This window comes from Massilia sp. UMI-21 (assembly GCA_015277795.1).
GTDB lineage: Bacteria > Pseudomonadota > Gammaproteobacteria > Burkholderiales > Burkholderiaceae_D > Telluria.
In genome coordinates this window covers 3,965,230-3,980,975 of sequence record CP063848.1, presented here as the reverse complement: position 1 = coordinate 3,980,975, position 15,746 = coordinate 3,965,230, and the positions used below count along the sequence as shown (strand labels likewise).

18 protein-coding genes are annotated in these 15,746 nt (G+C 69.2%); 8 read left to right on the top strand and 10 right to left on the bottom strand.

The window, feature by feature from the left end:
• Nucleotides 1-355: 355 nt before the first annotated feature.
• On the bottom strand, nucleotides 356-739 hold the full coding sequence (locus tag IM543_17545) for a hypothetical protein (protein ID QOY93348.1): 384 nt from the start codon (nucleotides 737-739) through the stop codon (nucleotides 356-358).
• Between the two features lie 125 nt (nucleotides 740-864).
• On the opposite strand from IM543_17545, the gene IM543_17540 reads away from it, so the two are divergent.
• From IM543_17540 to rnk, 6 genes are all read left to right on the top strand, one after another.
• On the top strand, nucleotides 865-1,194 hold the full coding sequence (locus IM543_17540; GenBank protein ID QOY93347.1) for a TfoX/Sxy family protein: 330 nt from the start codon (nucleotides 865-867) through the stop codon (nucleotides 1,192-1,194).
• 278 nt (nucleotides 1,195-1,472) lie between these two features.
• Nucleotides 1,473-2,141, top strand: a complete 669-nt coding sequence (gene paoA / locus IM543_17535) for an aldehyde dehydrogenase iron-sulfur subunit (protein ID QOY93346.1) — start codon at nucleotides 1,473-1,475, stop codon at nucleotides 2,139-2,141.
• A complete protein-coding gene (locus IM543_17530) occupies nucleotides 2,138-3,103 on the top strand; it encodes a xanthine dehydrogenase family protein subunit M (protein QOY93345.1) in 966 nt (321 codons plus the stop codon). Before paoA ends, IM543_17530 begins: the two co-directional genes overlap by 4 nt.
• Nucleotides 3,104-3,118: 15 nt before the next feature.
• Entirely contained in the window at nucleotides 3,119-5,380 is a 2,262-nt protein-coding gene (locus tag IM543_17525) for a xanthine dehydrogenase family protein molybdopterin-binding subunit (GenBank protein QOY93344.1), read from the top strand.
• 148 nt (nucleotides 5,381-5,528) lie between these two features.
• Nucleotides 5,529-6,485 carry a hypothetical protein gene (locus IM543_17520; GenBank protein ID QOY93343.1) on the top strand — a complete coding sequence of 319 codons (957 nt, stop codon included), beginning with the start codon at nucleotides 5,529-5,531 and terminating at the stop codon, nucleotides 6,483-6,485.
• A 273-nt stretch (nucleotides 6,486-6,758) separates the two neighbouring features.
• The gene (rnk, locus tag IM543_17515) at nucleotides 6,759-7,166 is read left to right on the top strand and encodes a nucleoside diphosphate kinase regulator (GenBank protein ID QOY93342.1); all 408 of its coding nucleotides are present in this window, start codon (nucleotides 6,759-6,761) and stop codon (nucleotides 7,164-7,166) included.
• Here the strand turns inward: rnk and IM543_17510 are convergent.
• The 5 genes from IM543_17510 to IM543_17490 all read right to left on the bottom strand — a co-directional run bounded on the left by IM543_17510 (nucleotide 7,111) and on the right by IM543_17490 (nucleotide 12,127).
• Nucleotides 7,111-7,941: a phosphatase PAP2 family protein gene (locus IM543_17510; GenBank protein ID QOY93341.1), complete on the bottom strand. Its 831-nt coding sequence runs from the start codon at nucleotides 7,939-7,941 to the stop codon at nucleotides 7,111-7,113. The two genes, rnk and IM543_17510, sit on opposite strands and share 56 nt — an antisense overlap.
• Nucleotides 7,922-9,523 (bottom strand): phosphoethanolamine--lipid A transferase, encoded by a 1,602-nt coding sequence (locus tag IM543_17505; protein QOY96736.1) that lies wholly within the window; start codon nucleotides 9,521-9,523, stop codon nucleotides 7,922-7,924. The genes IM543_17510 and IM543_17505 overlap by 20 nt, the downstream gene beginning before the upstream one ends.
• A gap of 189 nt (nucleotides 9,524-9,712) precedes the next feature.
• The gene (locus IM543_17500) at nucleotides 9,713-10,951 is read right to left on the bottom strand and encodes a HAMP domain-containing histidine kinase (GenBank protein ID QOY93340.1); all 1,239 of its coding nucleotides are present in this window, start codon (nucleotides 10,949-10,951) and stop codon (nucleotides 9,713-9,715) included.
• Nucleotides 10,938-11,657, bottom strand: coding sequence for a response regulator transcription factor (locus tag IM543_17495; GenBank protein ID QOY93339.1), 720 nt, complete (start codon nucleotides 11,655-11,657; stop codon nucleotides 10,938-10,940). The genes IM543_17500 and IM543_17495 overlap by 14 nt, the downstream gene beginning before the upstream one ends.
• Nucleotides 11,658-11,689: 32 nt before the next feature.
• Nucleotides 11,690-12,127 (bottom strand): hypothetical protein, encoded by a 438-nt coding sequence (locus IM543_17490; protein QOY93338.1) that lies wholly within the window; start codon nucleotides 12,125-12,127, stop codon nucleotides 11,690-11,692.
• A gap of 210 nt (nucleotides 12,128-12,337) precedes the next feature.
• Between IM543_17490 and IM543_17485 the strand changes: the two genes are divergently transcribed.
• Both IM543_17485 and gluQRS read left to right on the top strand, forming a co-directional pair.
• Nucleotides 12,338-12,838: a nuclear transport factor 2 family protein gene (locus IM543_17485; protein QOY93337.1), complete on the top strand. Its 501-nt coding sequence runs from the start codon at nucleotides 12,338-12,340 to the stop codon at nucleotides 12,836-12,838.
• An 84-nt stretch (nucleotides 12,839-12,922) separates the two neighbouring features.
• Nucleotides 12,923-13,846: a tRNA glutamyl-Q(34) synthetase GluQRS gene (gluQRS, locus tag IM543_17480; protein ID QOY93336.1), complete on the top strand. Its 924-nt coding sequence runs from the start codon at nucleotides 12,923-12,925 to the stop codon at nucleotides 13,844-13,846.
• 4 nt (nucleotides 13,847-13,850) lie between these two features.
• Here gluQRS and IM543_17475 read toward each other — a convergent pair whose 3' ends face one another.
• The 4 genes from IM543_17475 to IM543_17460 all read right to left on the bottom strand — a co-directional run bounded on the left by IM543_17475 (nucleotide 13,851) and on the right by IM543_17460 (nucleotide 15,680).
• A complete protein-coding gene (locus IM543_17475; GenBank protein ID QOY93335.1) occupies nucleotides 13,851-14,441 on the bottom strand; it encodes a CHRD domain-containing protein in 591 nt (196 codons plus the stop codon).
• A 151-nt stretch (nucleotides 14,442-14,592) separates the two neighbouring features.
• Nucleotides 14,593-14,799 carry an oxidoreductase gene (locus tag IM543_17470; protein ID QOY93334.1) on the bottom strand — a complete coding sequence of 69 codons (207 nt, stop codon included), beginning with the start codon at nucleotides 14,797-14,799 and terminating at the stop codon, nucleotides 14,593-14,595.
• The gene (locus IM543_17465) at nucleotides 14,777-15,166 is read right to left on the bottom strand and encodes a BlaI/MecI/CopY family transcriptional regulator (GenBank protein ID QOY93333.1); all 390 of its coding nucleotides are present in this window, start codon (nucleotides 15,164-15,166) and stop codon (nucleotides 14,777-14,779) included. The genes IM543_17470 and IM543_17465 overlap by 23 nt, the downstream gene beginning before the upstream one ends.
• 73 nt (nucleotides 15,167-15,239) lie before the next feature.
• Entirely contained in the window at nucleotides 15,240-15,680 is a 441-nt protein-coding gene (locus tag IM543_17460) for a hypothetical protein (protein QOY96838.1), read from the bottom strand.
• Nucleotides 15,681-15,746 lie beyond the last annotated feature (66 nt).

Here is a 15,746-nt window from a genome sequence, read left to right as displayed (position 1 = left end):
CGGCGTGGATCAGGCAAAGAATCATGAACCTGAGCAGATCGGCCGGGCGGTCGCGCGACAAAATGGGCGTTTTGCCGCCAGGCGGGTGTATGCCATGTGAACCTCGGCGTACGCGAAAGGAGAGGGGCAATGACCAAGCAGGTCGGTCCGACCGTCATCGGTTCCCGGCATCGGGCGGGCTGCCATTGCGGTGCGGTGGAACTGGAATTGCGCCTGCCGAACGGTATCGCACACCCACGCCGCTGCGACTGCTCGACCTGCCGGCGCAAGGGCGCCATCGTCGCCTCGGTGCGGCTGTCGGGCATTCGCAGCGTGCTCGTCCTCGTGTCCGGGGCCGCCAGGCGCAGCGACCGCTTCAGCGGTTCCAATTGCACTTGCCGCGCACGATCGCCGCGCCCCAGAAAGGCAGGGCGAACAGGCCGCCGAAGCCGACATTCCAGGTCCTGGTGCTGAACCCGGGCGGCTGGTGCCTGAGGGCGTCCGGCCCCATGCAGTGGGGCTTCCCGGCTTCCGAAAACGTGCGTGCGAACTCCTTGTAGGCGCCGCCGCTCAGGACCGTGCCGCCCGCCGGCATGGCTTGCTGCGGCATCTCGTCGAGGATCTGGCGCACCGCGGCCCGGATCGCTTCGTCGCTCGGCCGTGCAGCGGCTGGCGGCGTCGCCGCCGGCGCATCGGCGTGCGCGTCAAATGGCTGGCAGGCCGCCAGGGGCAGGAAGATGCGCAGGAGCCAGGCTTTCATCGTCGATATGGCAGAGTGGGTGAGGGGCCGACTCTACCCGAAGCCCGGCCCCGAAACTTAGGCCTGCATGAAGGCTTGCATTATTATGAACACGGGATAACGTGCATGATCGGGAAGGAGGGCGGATGGGTACCGAACGAAGCTTCGTCGACTACGTGACGGAAGTCGCCGGGCTGGGCAGCCGGCTGACGCACAAGAAGATGTTCGGCGAATACGCCCTCTACCTGGACGGCAAGGTGGTCGCCTTTGCCTGCGACAACAGCCTCTACATCAAGCCCTCCCAGGCCGTGCGCACGCTCGCACCCGAGCTGCCCCAGGGCCCGCCCTATCCGGGCGCCAAGGACTATCCGATTGCGGACCAACTGCTCGACGAGCCCGACGCCCTGCGCCGCCTGCTCGAAGACACCGCGGCGCTGATGCCGCTGCCCAAGCCGAAGAAAAGCACCGGCAGGTAGATCCGCGCCGCGCCCACGAGCAGTACCGCGGCGACCGACACCTGCCTGGCATCCATGCATCCGCTTCGCCAGGCATTGCATTTTTCACAATAAAAACGCCCTGCGCACCCGCCTGTCGTCTCCAGGACGGCGCGCAAGCGAACTGCACGCCGTCAAAATGCAAAAAGCGCTATCTTCTTGGCTTCGGCCGTGCGCGTTTTCGTCAAATCGGGACGGCTCAGTCGAGTGAGGCCTGCGTCGCCGGCCCACTATTGCCATTGCCCAAGAAAGGAAGAACGATGCCCGACTTCGATCCACACCGGCGGCAGCTGCTGAGGGCGTCCACGGTCGCCGTCGGCGGTGTCGCCGTGGCCTCGCACGTGGCGGCGCCCGCAGTGGCTGCCCCCGCCGCCCAGCCGGCCGCCGCCACCACGCCCACCACCATGAGCATCCGCCTGAAGGTCAACGGCATCGAACACCAGCTGATGGTCGATCCGCGCACCACGCTGCTGGACGCGCTGCGCGACCGCCTGCAGCTCACCGGCAGCAAGAAGGGCTGCGACCAGGGCCAGTGCGGCGCCTGCACGGTCCTCATCGACGGCCGCCGCGTCACCTCCTGCCTGAACCTGGCCGTGATGCAGGAAGGCCATGAGATCACCACCATCGAAGGCCTCGGCACCCCGACCAACCTGCATCCGCTGCAGCGCGCCTTCGTCAAGCATGACGGCTTCCAGTGCGGCTTCTGCACCCCGGGGCAGATCTGTTCTGCCGTCGGCATGCTGGAAGAGCTGCGCGCAGGGGCGCCCAGCCACGTGACAAGCGACCTGAACGCGCCGCCGCCGGCGACCGACATGGAATTGCGCGAGCGCATGAGCGGCAACCTGTGCCGCTGTGGCGCCTATTCGAACATCCAGGAGGCGATTGCCGAAGTGGCAGGCGTTCCAGGCGCCGCGGGGGCCAAGCCATGAAAGCCTTTACCTACGAACGCGCAAGGACCCCGCAGGAAGCCGCGGACGCCGCGGCGCGCCATCCGGAGGCGCGCTTCATCGCGGGCGGCACCAACCTGCTGGACCTGATGAAGCTCCAGATCGAAACACCGTCCCACCTGATCGACGTCAACGAGCTCGCCCTCGACCGCATCGAGCCGACCCAGGACGGCGGCCTGCGCATCGGCGCCCTGGTGCGCAACGCCGACCTGGCGGCCGACCTGCGCGTGCGGCGCGACTACGGCGTGCTCACGCGCGCGCTGGTGGCCGGCGCCTCGGGCCAGTTGCGCAACCAGGCCACCACCGCCGGCAACCTGCTGCAGCGCACCCGCTGCCCCTATTTTTACGACACCAACGTCCCCTGCAACAAGCGCAAACCGGGCAGCGGCTGCAGCGCCATCGGCGGCTTCACCCGCCTGCACGCCATCGTCGGCCAGAGCGAGGCCTGCATCGCGACCCACCCGAGCGACATGGCGGTGGCCATGCGCGTGCTCGATGCCCAGGTCGAGACCGTCGCCCCCGGCGGCGCGACGCGGGTGATCCCGATCGCCGACTTCCATCGCCTGCCGGGCAACACGCCGCACATCGAGCACAACCTGAAACCGGGTGAGCTGATCACCGCGGTGACGCTGCCGCGGCCCATCGGCGGAATGCAGGGCTACCGCAAAGTGCGCGACCGCGCTTCGTACGCCTTCGCGCTGGTGTCGGTGGCCACCGTCATCCAGCCGGACGGCAGCGGCCGGGCGGCGCTGGGCGGCGTCGCCCACAAGCCCTGGCGCGTCGAGGCGGCCGACGCCGCGTTCCCGCGCGGGGGCGAGGCCGTGGCCGGCACGCTGCTGCAGGGCGCCCGCACCACCGACGAGAACGCATTCAAGCTGCCGCTGGTCGCGCGCACGCTCGCCGCCGCCATTGCCGACGCCAAGGCGGCCGGCGCCAAAGCATAAGCAGAAGGGCATGCCATGAAATTCAACGAACCAGCAACTACCAACCCCATCGACCAGCTCAAGGTCGTGGGCCAGCCGCTCGAACGCATCGACGGCCCGCTCAAGACCACCGGCACCGCGCCGTATGCGATGGACCGCCACGACGTGGTGCCCAACCAGGCCCATGGCTACGTGATCGGCTCCGCGATTCCCACCGGGCGCATCGTCTCGATGGACCTGGCGGCGGCCAAGGCCGCGCCGGGCGTGATCGCCATCGTCACCGCCCAGAATGCCGGCAAGCTCGCCAAGGGCAACTTCAATACCGCGATGCTGCTCGGCGGCCCGCGCATCCAGCACTACCACCAGGCGGTGGCGCTGGTGGTGGCCGAGACCTTCGAGCAGGCGCGCGACGCGGCCTCACGGGTAACGATCAAGTACGAACGCGACAAGGGCGCCTTCGACCTGAGCGCGGTGCGCAACAAGGCCACCGCGCCGAAGGGCGAGGCGGCCGAATCCAAGGTCGGCAACTTCACCGGCGCGTTTGCGTCGAGCCCGGTGAAACTCGACGCCGAATACCACACCGCGCACGAATCGCATTCGATGATGGAGCCGCACGCCAGCATCGCGGCATGGGACGGCGACCAGCTCACGGTCTGGACCTCGAACCAGATGATCGCCTGGGCCAAGGGCGACCTGGCCAAGACCCTTGGCATCCCGAAGGACAAGGTGCGCGTGCTGTCGCCCTATATCGGCGGCGGCTTCGGCTCCAAGCTGTTCCTGCGCGCCGACGTGGTGCTGGCGGCGCTGGGCGCGCGCGCGGCGCGGCGCCCGGTGCGGGTCAGCCTGCAGCGCGCGCTGATCCCCAACAACACCACGCACCGCTCGGCCACCCTGCAGCGCATCCGCATCGGCAGCACGCGCGAGGGCAAGATCACGGCCATCGCCCACGAAGCCTGGTCCGGCAACCTGCCCGATGGCTCGCCGGAAAATGCCGCCACCCAGACCCGCTCGCTGTACGCCGGCGAGCACCGCATGACCGCCAACAAGGTGGCGGCGATGGACCTGCCGGAATCGAACGCGATGCGCGCGCCGGGCGAAGCGCCGGGCATGGCGGCGCTCGAGATCGCGATGGACGAGATGGCCGAGAAGCTCGGCATGGACCCGGTCCGGTTCCGCATCCTGAACGATACCCAGGTGGTGCCTGACAACCCCGAAAAGCCGGGTTCCTCCGACCCGCAATCGAAGAAATCCGAGGAGAAGTCGCGCCACAATCCGCATCCGCCGTTCTCCAAACGCCAGTTCGTCCAGTGCCTGCAGGTAGGGGCCGAGCGCTTCGGCTGGGAGCGCCGGGCGGCCAAGCCCGGCGCCGTGCGCGACGGCCGCTGGCTGGTCGGCATGGGCATGGCCGCCGCTTTCCGCGACAGCCTGCAGATGAAGTCGGCCGCACGGGTGCGCCTCGACCGGCGCGGCATCCTGACGGTGGAAACCGACATGACCGACATCGGCACCGGCAGCTACACCATCATCGCGCAGACGGCCAGCGAGATGATGGGGGTGCCCTTGGAAAAGGTGCGGGTGCGCCTGGGCGATTCGGGCTTCCCGGCGTCTTGCGGCTCGGGCGGCCAGTGGGGCGGCAACAACTCGACGGCGGGCGTGTACGCGGCCTGCGTGAAGCTGCGCGAGGCGGTGGCGCGCCAGGCCGGCTTCGATCCTGAACGCGCGATCTTCGCCGATGGCCTGGTCAAGGCGGGCAGCAGCAGTATGCCGCTGGCCGAGGCGGTGGGCGAGCGCGAACTGGTGGCCGAGGACCTGATCGAGTACGGCGACATCGGCAAGCGCTTCCAGCTATCGACCTTCGGCGCGCACTTCGTCGAAGTCGGCGTCGATGCGGTGACCTGCGAAGTGCGCCTGCGCCGCATGCTGGCGGTGTGCGCGGCCGGACGCATCCTGAATCCGAAGACGGCGCGCAGCCAGGTGATCGGCGCGATGACGATGGGGGCGGGCGCGGCGCTGATGGAAGAGCTGGCGGTCGACAAGCGGCTCGGCTATTTCGTCAACCACGACCTCGCGGGCTACGAGGTGCCGGTGCACGCGGACATCCCGCACCAGGAAGTCATCTTCCTGGACGAGACCGATCCGGTGTCTTCGCCGATGAAGGCGAAAGGCATTGCCGAGCTGGGTATCTGCGGGGTGGCGGCGGCGATCGCCAACGCGGTGTACAACGCGACCGGCGTGCGGGTGCGCGAGTATCCGATCACGCTGGACAAGCTGATCGACAAGATGCCGCTGCGGGTGTAAGCGGGGGCGGGAGGGGCGGCCGGTCCGCCCCTCCTGTCCGTCGTTCCTGTCCATCATTCCTGTCCTTCACTCCTGCTCTTCATTCGGTGGCATGGACGCCATTGCCGGTCGCGGCTATCATCGCCGTTTTGTCACCCGTCCCTGCAGCATGCCACCAGCCAGCATCTCGCCCGCCTTCCCCACCACCCGGCATCGCATCGCCTGGCCCTGGCTGGCCGCCGCCTTCGCGCTGCTGGCGTTGCTGGTCATGACCTGGCGCTGGGGCGGCACGGTCGCCGATTCGCAGGCCTACTACGACACCGCGCGCTACCTGCGCGGCGAGATTCCCGCGAGCGAACTGGTCGCGCCTTTCCCGTACCGGCTGCTGGTGCCGGCGCTGGCCGCCCTCATTCCCGGCGACCTGCGCAACGGCTTCGCCATGCTCAACTGGGTGCTGGTGACGCTGGGCGCCTGCTTGACGACGGCGACCGTGCTGCGCGCGGGCCTCGACCGGCGCCGCGCGATCGCGGCCGGCCTGGCGATGATCGTGGCGCTGCCCACCTTCTGGTACGCGCCCTACCTGCTGGTCGATCCAGGTTCGATCTGCGCGCGCACGGCCTTCGTGCTGGCGCTCGTGTCGGGCCAGCCGTGGCTGGCCGCCGCCGCCGGCCTGGCCGGCACCGCCGTGCGCGAAGAAAACATCCTGCTGCTGGTGTGGCTCGTCGCGATGCGCCGCATCGCCCCCTTGCCCGGCCTGGCCGTGCTGGCCGCGGCGGGCGCCTGGATGGTGGCGGTGCGCTGGTGGCTCATCACCGGCCTGCCGGGCTACACCTGGCGCCCCAGGCTGGACCAGCTGCTGCACGCGCTGCAGGACCTGCCATCGCTGGCATCGATCGTGGGCAGCGCCTTGCTGCTGGTGCCGCTGGCGGCGCTGGGCTGGCGCGCCGCCCCGCAGGCGCTGCGTCCGCTCGCCAGCCTGCTGCTCTTGATGGCGCTGCCGCCGCTGTACGCGGCGCTGTGCGTGCGCGTCGACGGACGCGCGGTCTGGGCGCTGTATCCGTTCCTGGTGCCGTTCGCGGCCTGTGCCGGCCTGCACCGTGGCCTGGATCATACCGTGCGCCATTGACGGATCTGTCACAGGGGCTATACTGGCCCCTGATCCATCGCCATTACCCATGAACCCACCACGCTTCACATCGCCGGCTAACTTTGCCTGCCAGCAGGGCAGGGGCCTGGCCGTATCCGCCCCGCTTTTCCCGGCTCGGTGAGGACCGCAACACCCTTCGCAGCACCCCCGATTTCGTCCTCCCGAGCTTCCCCGATGCCACGCCGCGGCCGCCGAGCGCTGCCGCGATGATCCCCGCCCGCCACGTTCGCGGGCACACAATCAGGAGCAAGAATGAAACCGACCATCCTCGTCTCATGGCTGGACATGGACCGCCTCGACCGCCTGCTGGACGCACTGCCGGCCGCGCAGGCCCATGCGCGCGACGCGCTGCTCGATGAACTGGGCCGCGCCGCGCTCGCGGAACCATGGGAAATGCCGCCCGACGTCGTCACCATGAATTCGCGCGTGCGCTTCGCGTTCGACGGTTCGGAACAGGAAGTAACGATGACGCTGACCTACCCGAAGGACATGAGCGGCGGCCCCGAACAGCTGTCGATCCTGACGCCGGTGGGCACCGCGCTGCTGGGCCTGAAGGTGGGCGACACCATCCGCTGGGAGCGCCCCGACGGCGCCCTGTTCGACGTCACCGTCCGCGCCATCGAATACCAGCCGGAGCGGGACGGCCAGTACCACCGCTAGCCGCGCGCCGGCGTGCATCGCGTGCTTGCCCGGCCTGCAGCAGCACGACCAGCAGCAGCACGATGGCGCAGGCGATCCAGGCCGACCACAGCGTGTGCGTCAGGAAGTGCGCGCCGCGCATCTGCTGCATCCATCCCAGCGCCAGTCCCGGCGCCAGCGCCGCCGCCAGGGCGCGCCATGCCCTGCGTGGCGGGCCCGGCAGCCACAAGACCACCAGCGACACCAGCCATAGCGCGCTCGAGGCGTGGCCCGCCGGCAGGCAGTGGCCGGGCAGGACGCCTGTCGGCAGCGCCTCGAACAGGCGCACGTAGGGCTCATGGCCGCCATAGCGCGCCAGGTCCCAGGGGCAGTGCGCGTCGTTCGACTGCTTGAGCAGGCTGATGACGACGGGGACCAGCAGGGCGGACCAGGCGATTACCCGCAGGCGCAGGCGTGCGAACGGCCGCGTGAAGGCCGCCTGCGGCCAGATCGCATCGCCGCAGGCGGCGGCGATGACGAGGGCGGCGCAGACCGTCAGGACCGTCCTGGCGATCCGGTGGCTGAAGGTCGCCGTCAGCCAGGCTTCGCGCCACGGAAACGCGCCGGCCACGCGGTCGTACAGCGCATCCGCCAGCGCCAGGTCGATGTCGGTGTAGCGTCCGAGCGCGCAGATCGCCAGCGCCGCCAGGCCGAGCAGGGCGCACAGGGCGGCCGTGCCGGGGGTGTCCAGCAGTCTTTTGCAATCTTCCACCTCGTGGACCTGGTCCGGTGCCGCTTCAGTTGCGTACGCAGGCATGGAACAGGTCGAGTTTCGGATTCAGGACGGCGGTTTCGACGTTGAGCATGCCGAGTACCGAGTGGAACACGTTGTCGTGCGACAGCGGCTGGTCGCGGCGCGCCTGCAGGCAGGCGCGGTCGATGCGGAAGCGCCGGCTGAAGCCGTCCGACATCCACAGCATCATCGGCACGTGGGTCTGCTCTTCGGGGGCGAACAGGTAGGGCGCGCCGTGCAGGTACATATTGCCTTCGCCGAGCGATTCGCCATGGTCCGAGAAATACAGCATCGTGGTGTCCACGTCCGCTTCCAGCGCACTCTTGCGCAGCAGCGCGATGGTCTGCGCCAGGAAACGGTCGGTGTAGAGGATGGTGTTGTCGTAGGCGGCGACGATGGAGGCGCGGCTGCAGCTCTCGAATTCGCTGGTCTGGCACACCGGGCCGAAGCGGCCGAAGCCGGCCGGGTAGCGCTTGGCGTATTCCGGACCGTGGCTGCCTTTCTGGTGCAGCACGACGACCAGGTCCTTGCCGGTGCGGCGGATCAGCTCGGGCAGGCCGTCGAGCAGGCCTTCGTCGTAGCACTCGTCGGCGCCGCAGTGGCGCCTGCCGGCGGCCGGGCTGGAGAAGTCGGCGAATTCGACGCGCTCGCAGACACCCTTGCAGCCGGAGTTGTTGTCGCGCCAGAGTACCCGGAAACCCGCGTGCGACAGCACGTCGAGCAGGCCTTCCTGGTGCCTGGCGGCGCCGTCGTCGTATTCCTCGCGCGGAAGGGCGGAAAACACGCAGGGCACCGACACCGCGGTCGCGGTGCCGCAGGACTGCACCCGTGCGAAGTTGATCAGGCCCGCTTCGCGCGCCAGCTGCGGATTGGTCGGGCGCGCATAGCCGTTGAGCGAGAAGTTGGCGGCACGCGCGGTTTCGCCGACCACGATCACGGTCACCGTGCGGCGCGCCTGCCCCGCCCAGCGGCTGCCCTTGACGGCATCGAGCCCGATCGACTGCAGCGGGACCGGGGTGCTCCAGCGCTTGCGCAGGTAGCCGTTGAGCGCCTGCACGACGTTGGTGGGCGTGAGCAGGTAGCGCAGTTCGCGGTGCTCGCGCACGGCCGGGGCCAGGGTCTTGAACAGCAGGACCAGCAGCAGGGCGGCCAGGGCCAGCGCGGCGGCAAAGAGGCCGGCGCGCTGCGCCAGGCCACGCGCGCCGAGCGGGAAGCGCACCTGCACGCGCGCCACCAGCAGCGAGGGCAGGCCGGCGGTCATGGCGACGAACAGCACCAGGCGCCAGTTCAGCAGTTCGGCGGCCTCGCGCGGGTCGGTCTCGAACACGTTCTGGACCATGGCCTTGTCGATCACGATGCCGTACTCGTTGATGAACCATGCCGAGGCCGAGGCCACCACCAGGCAGGCGATCAGCGCCGGCTTGGCGATGAAGCGGAAACTGAACGGGATGAGCAGCGCGAAGAACAGCAGGACCACGATCGCCAGGCTGCCCGCCAGCAGCGGCAGCCGCGCCAGCGAGAATCCGCCAAGGGCATGAACAAGAGCCGCCCAGAAATTGATGTTGGCAGCGGTGGCAAGCAGGAGGGCAACGGCAAAGACCAGCAGGTTGGCGCTGATGCGCCGGTGGAGAACGTTGTGCACTTCGTATCACTTCAGGGCGTGCGGCCGGAATGGCCACGATAGCACCGCAGGATAAGGATGGGTGCGTGAACCGCTCGTCAGCAGGCCGTTAAATCCGTGTGAATGCGCGGCGTCAAAGGTGCGCCACGAAGTTGCGCGATCCGGCTGGGCGATTCAGATGGGCGTCGAAGCGGCGGGGAAGCGCAGCGTGAAACGGCTGCCGCCGCCGGGACGCGCTTCGTAGGCGAAGCCGGCTCCCAGGAAGTCGCAGATGCGGCGCGCCAGCGCGAGCCCGAGGCCGGTGCCGCCCGATCCGCTCGACGGGACGCCGCCGCCGCTGCCGAGCGTGGCCACCACCGCCGGCGGCAGGCCGGGGCCGGTGTCCTCGACCACGACCTGGCCGGGCAGCATGCGCACCACCACCTCGCCCTGGTCGGTGTACTGGCAGGCGTTGCGCACCAGGTTGCCGATGGCGGCCGCGCACAGTTCGCGCGGCGCACGCAGCGCCAGCGCCGGACCGTCGACGAAGCGCAGGGCGACCGGCTTGCCGTCCACCAGCGCGCGGTGCTTGTCGATCTCGTCCTGCGCGACCTGCGCGACCTGGACCGGCGCCAGTGTGCCGAGTTCCGGCGCGCGCGCCAGCAGCAGGAGCACGGTGACCGACTCGGCGGCTTCGCGCGCGGCGCGGTAGATCCGTTCGGCCGGGCCGCGCACGGCCGGCGCGGCGCTGTCGTGCATCAGGATTTCGGCGGCGCCCATGATCACGGTGAGGGGACTGCGCAGCTCGTGGCTGACGTCGCCGGTGAAGTAGCGTTCGCGGTCGAGGAAGGCGCGCAGTTCGGCGGTGTGGGCTTCGAGCGCGCGCGCGAGCACGCCCAGCTCGTCCTTGCGCGCCGTGAGGGCCGGCGGCGCGCTGCCGTGGCGCACCGCCAGTGCCAGCTCGTGGATCGGCGCGACCACCCGCTTGCCCAGGAAGCCGCCGAGCAGGGTGGCCAGCAGCAGGAAGCCGACGAACACCGCCGCGAACATCGAGTACACCACCAGCTCGATCTTGTCGTAGTCGCTTTCGTGGTCGACCAGCACCCAGTTGCCGCGGGCATCGTGCCCGGCCAGCACGTGCAGGCGGGTGGGGCCGACGTCGACCTTGTGCACGCCGTCGGCCAGTCCGCGCAGCGGCGCCGGGATGGCCTCGTTGCGCTGGAAGCGCAGGCCGGCCGGCATGTCGACGTCCAGGCCGGCAGCCTGGCGCGGGGCGGCCCAGGCCACCGCCGCTTCCAGGCGCTTGTCGACCAGCTGCACCTCGATGCCTTCCACCGCGATCGCCGCGATCAAGGCGAAGAACAGCGAGGCCCCCAGGCCGAACAGGACGAAGGCGACGACGATGCGCCGCTTCAGGGAATCAGCGGGACGCATCGCGTGGCCGGGGCGGGTTCGCCTGCGAGTCCGCCTGCACCAGCTTGTAGCCGACGCCGGCCACGGTCTGCAGCATCGGCGTGGCGAAGGGTTTGTCGATGGCCTGGCGCAGCGCATGGATGTGGGTGCGCAGCGCGTCGCTGTCGGGGCGGTCGTCGCCCCATACCGCCTGCTCCAGGGTCTCGCGCGTGACGATGCGCGGCGCGCTGGCCAACAGGCAGCGCAGCAGGGTATAGCCGGTCTTGGTGAGCTGCACCGGCACCCCGGCGCGGCGCGCTTCCTGCATGTCCGGATCGTAGCTCAGGTCGCCGAAGCGCAGGGTCGCGTGCAGCGCATGGCCCGCGGCCGAACGGCGCACCAGGGCCTTCAGGCGCACCTCGAGTTCCACCAGCGAGAAAGGCTTGACCAGGTAGTCGTCGGCCCCGCTGTCGAAGCCGGCCACCTTGTCGGGCAGGCTGTCGCGCGCGGTCAGCATCAGTACCGGCGTCGCCTTGCCGAGTTCGGTGCGCAGCTTCTGGCACAGCTCCAGCCCGTTCAGGCCGGGCAGCATGACGTCGAGGACGATCACGTCGTAATCGTTCTCGGAGGCCAGTGCCAGCCCGCCGTAGCCGTTGCGGGCGGAATCGAGCTGGTGGCCCTTGGGTTCCAGGAAGCCGTAGAGATTGGCGAGGATGTCCGGGTGGTCTTCGACGATGAGGATGCGCATCCGTCTATTCTAGTGCACAGAAGCAGTAGCGGTCAGCCGTGGCGGTAGGCCACGACATGGCGGGCATGGCGCCAGAGCGCGAAGATGTCGTCGCCGCTGATCGCGCAACGGTGTCGCATCGGCGCAATGAAGCGCCGCACCAGTTCGGCATCCTGCCGGTCGAGCGTGGCCAGCCGATGGGCCCAGCGCGGACGCCCCGTGATGCGTCCGAAGAGCAGCCACGGCAGGACCACCAGCACGCAGGTGGGCATGCATAGCGGGACCAGGAAGCCCCACCACGGCCCCCATGCCATTCCCAGCAGTACTGCGGCGAGAAAGGACAGGACGAGCGTGGCGACATAGAGCGGGCGCCCCTGCCGTTCGAGCCAGTCGGGCGGATATTGTCTTGCCAGGCGGCCGGCGACGGCTTCGAGCACCAGGATTTCCTGGATCGAGACGGTATCGGAATGAAGCTGTGCACGCTTGCTCACGGTTCAGGAGCCTCAGGCAAAGGGTGGGTTGGCCGGACAGCGTGTCAAGCTTACACAGGGAATGTTAAATCCGCATGAACCTTGTACTAAAGAATCGACGGTCGGAACCACATTGTTGACATGACCGGCGTTGGCAAATGCTCAACTTTGCATTATCGTTGGCGCGTGCATCGCCTTGTCCTCCCCATGCTTCCGTTATCGAAAGAGACCATGAAACGATTTCTCGCCGCCGCCAGTATGTTCCTCAGCCTGATCCTGGGCCTGTCCAGCACCGCCCATGCCGAGACCGACGCCGTCCTGACGCGGCAGGTCAATGCCTTCGTCGACGAATGGCACGAAGACGCGGCCAATGCGCGCATGGCCTATTTCGACAAGATCGCCAGCGACGGGGTCTATATCGGCACCGACCGCAGCGAACTGTGGCAGCGCGATGCGTTCAGGAGCTGGGCCAAGAAATATTTCGACCGCAAGTCGGCATGGAGCTTCAAGGCCACCCGCCGCAACGTGTATGCCTCGGCCGACCGGTCGCTGATCTGGTTCGACGAACTGCTGGACACTCCGAACATGGGGCCCTGCATGGCCAGCGGCGTGATCCGCAAGACGGCCAAGGGTTTCGAGATCGTCCACTACCAGCTGTCGATGGCGGTGCCGAACGAGGTGGCGGGGCAGGTGACCAGGCTGATCGGCGAGCACGACAAAGCTGCCAGGTGATACGCGGCGTCCGACCGGCGATGGCATGGGCGTACCGGCAGCATCGGCCTGTCTGAACGCCCGGCCTGCGGGTATCATGACGACATGAAGCATCTGGACTCCCCCTACATCGGCCGCTTCGCGCCGTCGCCGACCGGCCCGCTGCACGCCGGTTCGCTGGTCGCGGCCCTGGCCAGCTACCTCGATGCCCGGGCGCATCACGGCACCTGGCTGGTGCGCATCGAGGACATCGACGAAGGCCGCAGCGTGCCCGGCGCGGCCGAGGGCATCCTGGCGCTGCTCGGGCTGCTGGGCATGCATGCGGATGGCGAAGTCGTCTGGCAGAGCCGGCGCAAGCACCTGTACCAGGCCGCCGCCGAGCGCATTGCCGACCATACCTATCCGTGCGGCTGCAACCGGCGCGAGATCGCCGATTCGCGCCTGGGCGTCGCGCCCGACGGCGCCGCCATCTATCCGGGCACCTGCCGCTTCGGCCTGGCCGAGGGGCGCAGCATGCGCAGCCTGCGCCTGCGCGTGCCCGGGCCAGGCTACGATGTGGTCGGCTTCCATGACCGCTTCGCGGGCGAGCTCACCCAGCGCCTGCACGCCGAATCGGGCGACTTCGTGCTGAAGCGCGCCGACGGCTTCTGGGCCTATCAACTGGCGGTGGTGGTGGACGACGCCGCGCAGGGCGTCACCGACGTGGTGCGCGGGGCCGACCTGCTCGACTCGACGCCGCGCCAGATCTTCTTGCAGCGCGTGCTCGGGGTGCCGACCCCGCGCTACCTGCACGTGCCGGTGGTGCGCAACGAGAACGGCGAAAAGCTGTCGAAGCAGACCGGCGCGCTGGCCGTGGCGGTGGGCGAGGCGCCGGGCAATGAGACTGCCGCGCTGGAGGCGCTGCTCCAGTCGGCACGTTTCCTCGGCCTGCCGCTGGAGCGGCCGGCATCGCTCGACGCCTTCTGGCGCGCGGCGATACCGGCCTGGAGCCTGCTGCTGGCCGAACGCGAGGGCGCGGAGCTCAGCTGAGGGCTCACTTGAGCGGGCTGGAGCGGCGGCGCGCGGCCAGCGCCAGCCCTGCCAGGCCGACCCCCAGCATCCCCCACGTCGCCGGTTCCGGAATCGGCGCCGCCACCACGAAACCGCGGATCTCGCCGTTCTCGTAGTCGGCCGTGTGGATGTTGAGGTAGGCTTCGTTGGCGTTCATCGCGTCGAGCAGCGCCGAGCCGGCCGAGGCCGCGGTACCGCCGAACGAGGCCAGGAAGGCCGGGTCGTACACCGCCGGGTCGCCCAGGTCGAAAGTGCGTCTGTATTCGCCGGCGGTGACCATCATCGGGAAGTCGGTCAGCGCGATCGCCACCGGGGCAACGCCGGTGAAGGCCTCGGTTGTACAGCAGTGGATGTGGGCGCCGACCGTTCCCGACAGCAGGTCACGGAAGGGCACTTCCGCCCGCATGATGCTGCCGTCGATTTCGATGGTGGCGACGCTCGCTCCGGGCGACCCGTTGGGCGGCGACTCGGCCGGGCCGCTGGACACGGCGCGGTAGATGTCGGCACCCTGGGCCGCGGGGGCGAGCGCCGCTGTGCTGGCTGCCAGCGCAAGCGCGGTCAGTACTTTTTTCATGGCAAACCTCCTGATTAGGAAAGAATCCAAACAGCACACCCGGCGGGTGTACTGCTGAAAAAAGTAGCGCATCAATTCTGCACCGTCCACACCGTACGGCGGATAAAAGTACCTAAGGCACAGGCGTAAAGGAAAGGGCTGCGCTGCCGGATCAGGACGGCTTGGCAGGGGAAGCGGGTGGTACAGCCGCGTTGGCGGCCTCCCAGGCAGCCAGTTCGCGCTCGTAGCGCGCCAGCGCTTCCTCGTAGAGGTCGAATACGCAGGGTACGCAGCCGCTGCGGCAGCAGTCCTCGAGATCGGGCTGCACCGGCGGCACCGGCGGCGGGAGCGGCATCTCAGTCACCGCGCCGCTCGCCATTCAGGATCCGCTGGATTTCCTCGCGTTCCTGCTTGCTGACGTGGCCGCGCAGGGCGGCCAGCACCAATTCCTTGCCGGAACCGGAGAAAGCCTTGTGGATCAGGTCCTTGATGAGGCTGGACTGGTGATTGTCTTGCGGCTGGGCCGGCGCATACACGTGGGCACGCGCGCTTTCGTCGCGGGTGAGCAGGCCTTTGCCGTGCATCACCTGTAGCAGGCGCAGCACGTTGGCATAGGCCATGTCGGGCCGCGTCTCGACCGCCGCGTCGTGCACCTGGCGCGCGGTGGCGGGGCCGAGCCGCCACAGCAGGCGCAGCATTTCCAGTTCGGACGGGGTCGGCTTGGCGGGAACGTCGGGGGTGTTCATGGGTCTAGAATAAATGATCTAGACCGCCAAGTCGAGCCGTCCGCGGCGGCCCCGGGTCTTCTCCGGCGCCGTCTCAGTCGTGGATCCGGTACTCGCGCAGCTGGAACACGCTCTTGCCGTCCTCGCGTTCGCACACGCCACGCATGGTTTCGCCCTTGCGCAGCACGTGGGTGAGGCGGGTGCCCGCGGCCTTGCCGGCGCAGGCCGCGTGGGCCGCGGCCGGCACCTCCGGCATGGCAGGCGGCTCGGGCGGGGCCGGCGGCGCCGCGATCGTGGGCATGGCGGGCATGGCCGGCGGCGCCGGCGGGGCGAGGCGGGCGAGATCGTCGCCCGGGGGCGCGGGCGGCGCCGGCGGGGTGGGCGGCATGGGCGGTACCGGGGGCACCGGGGGCGGCGGGCACTTGCCCTTCACAGTCGAGTCGCACTGGTAGCGGACGTGGACGCCGGCCTGGGCGCTGCCCGCGACGAGGCCCAGCAGGGCGATGGCGACGATGGCCTGGTTCTTGAGCTTCATGGTGGTCTCCTTTGGCGGCGGCCCGCGCGGCGGGATGCGCGGGCCATGGGTGCATCCTGCATGCCG

Bases quoted from the DNA above. Each gene is read 5' to 3' on its own strand.
- IM543_17545 (QOY93348.1), bottom strand. From the start codon at position 739: ATGAAAGCCTGGCTCCTGCGCATCTTCCTGCCCCTGGCGGCCTGCCAG.
- IM543_17540 (QOY93347.1), top strand. From the start codon at position 865: ATGGGTACCGAACGAAGCTTCGTCGACTACGTGACGGAAGTCGCCGGG.
- paoA (QOY93346.1), top strand. From the start codon at position 1,473: ATGCCCGACTTCGATCCACACCGGCGGCAGCTGCTGAGGGCGTCCACG.
- IM543_17530 (QOY93345.1), top strand. From the start codon at position 2,138: ATGAAAGCCTTTACCTACGAACGCGCAAGGACCCCGCAGGAAGCCGCG.
- IM543_17525 (QOY93344.1), top strand. From the start codon at position 3,119: ATGAAATTCAACGAACCAGCAACTACCAACCCCATCGACCAGCTCAAG.
- IM543_17520 (QOY93343.1), top strand. From the start codon at position 5,529: ATGCCACCAGCCAGCATCTCGCCCGCCTTCCCCACCACCCGGCATCGC.
- rnk (QOY93342.1), top strand. From the start codon at position 6,759: ATGAAACCGACCATCCTCGTCTCATGGCTGGACATGGACCGCCTCGAC.
- IM543_17510 (QOY93341.1), bottom strand. From the start codon at position 7,941: ATGCCTGCGTACGCAACTGAAGCGGCACCGGACCAGGTCCACGAGGTG.
- IM543_17500 (QOY93340.1), bottom strand. From the start codon at position 10,951: ATGCGTCCCGCTGATTCCCTGAAGCGGCGCATCGTCGTCGCCTTCGTC.
- IM543_17495 (QOY93339.1), bottom strand. From the start codon at position 11,657: ATGCGCATCCTCATCGTCGAAGACCACCCGGACATCCTCGCCAATCTC.
- IM543_17485 (QOY93337.1), top strand. From the start codon at position 12,338: ATGAAACGATTTCTCGCCGCCGCCAGTATGTTCCTCAGCCTGATCCTG.
- gluQRS (QOY93336.1), top strand. From the start codon at position 12,923: ATGAAGCATCTGGACTCCCCCTACATCGGCCGCTTCGCGCCGTCGCCG.
- IM543_17475 (QOY93335.1), bottom strand. From the start codon at position 14,441: ATGAAAAAAGTACTGACCGCGCTTGCGCTGGCAGCCAGCACAGCGGCG.
- IM543_17470 (QOY93334.1), bottom strand. From the start codon at position 14,799: ATGGCGAGCGGCGCGGTGACTGAGATGCCGCTCCCGCCGCCGGTGCCG.
- IM543_17465 (QOY93333.1), bottom strand. From the start codon at position 15,166: ATGAACACCCCCGACGTTCCCGCCAAGCCGACCCCGTCCGAACTGGAA.
- IM543_17460 (QOY96838.1), bottom strand. From the start codon at position 15,680: ATGAAGCTCAAGAACCAGGCCATCGTCGCCATCGCCCTGCTGGGCCTC.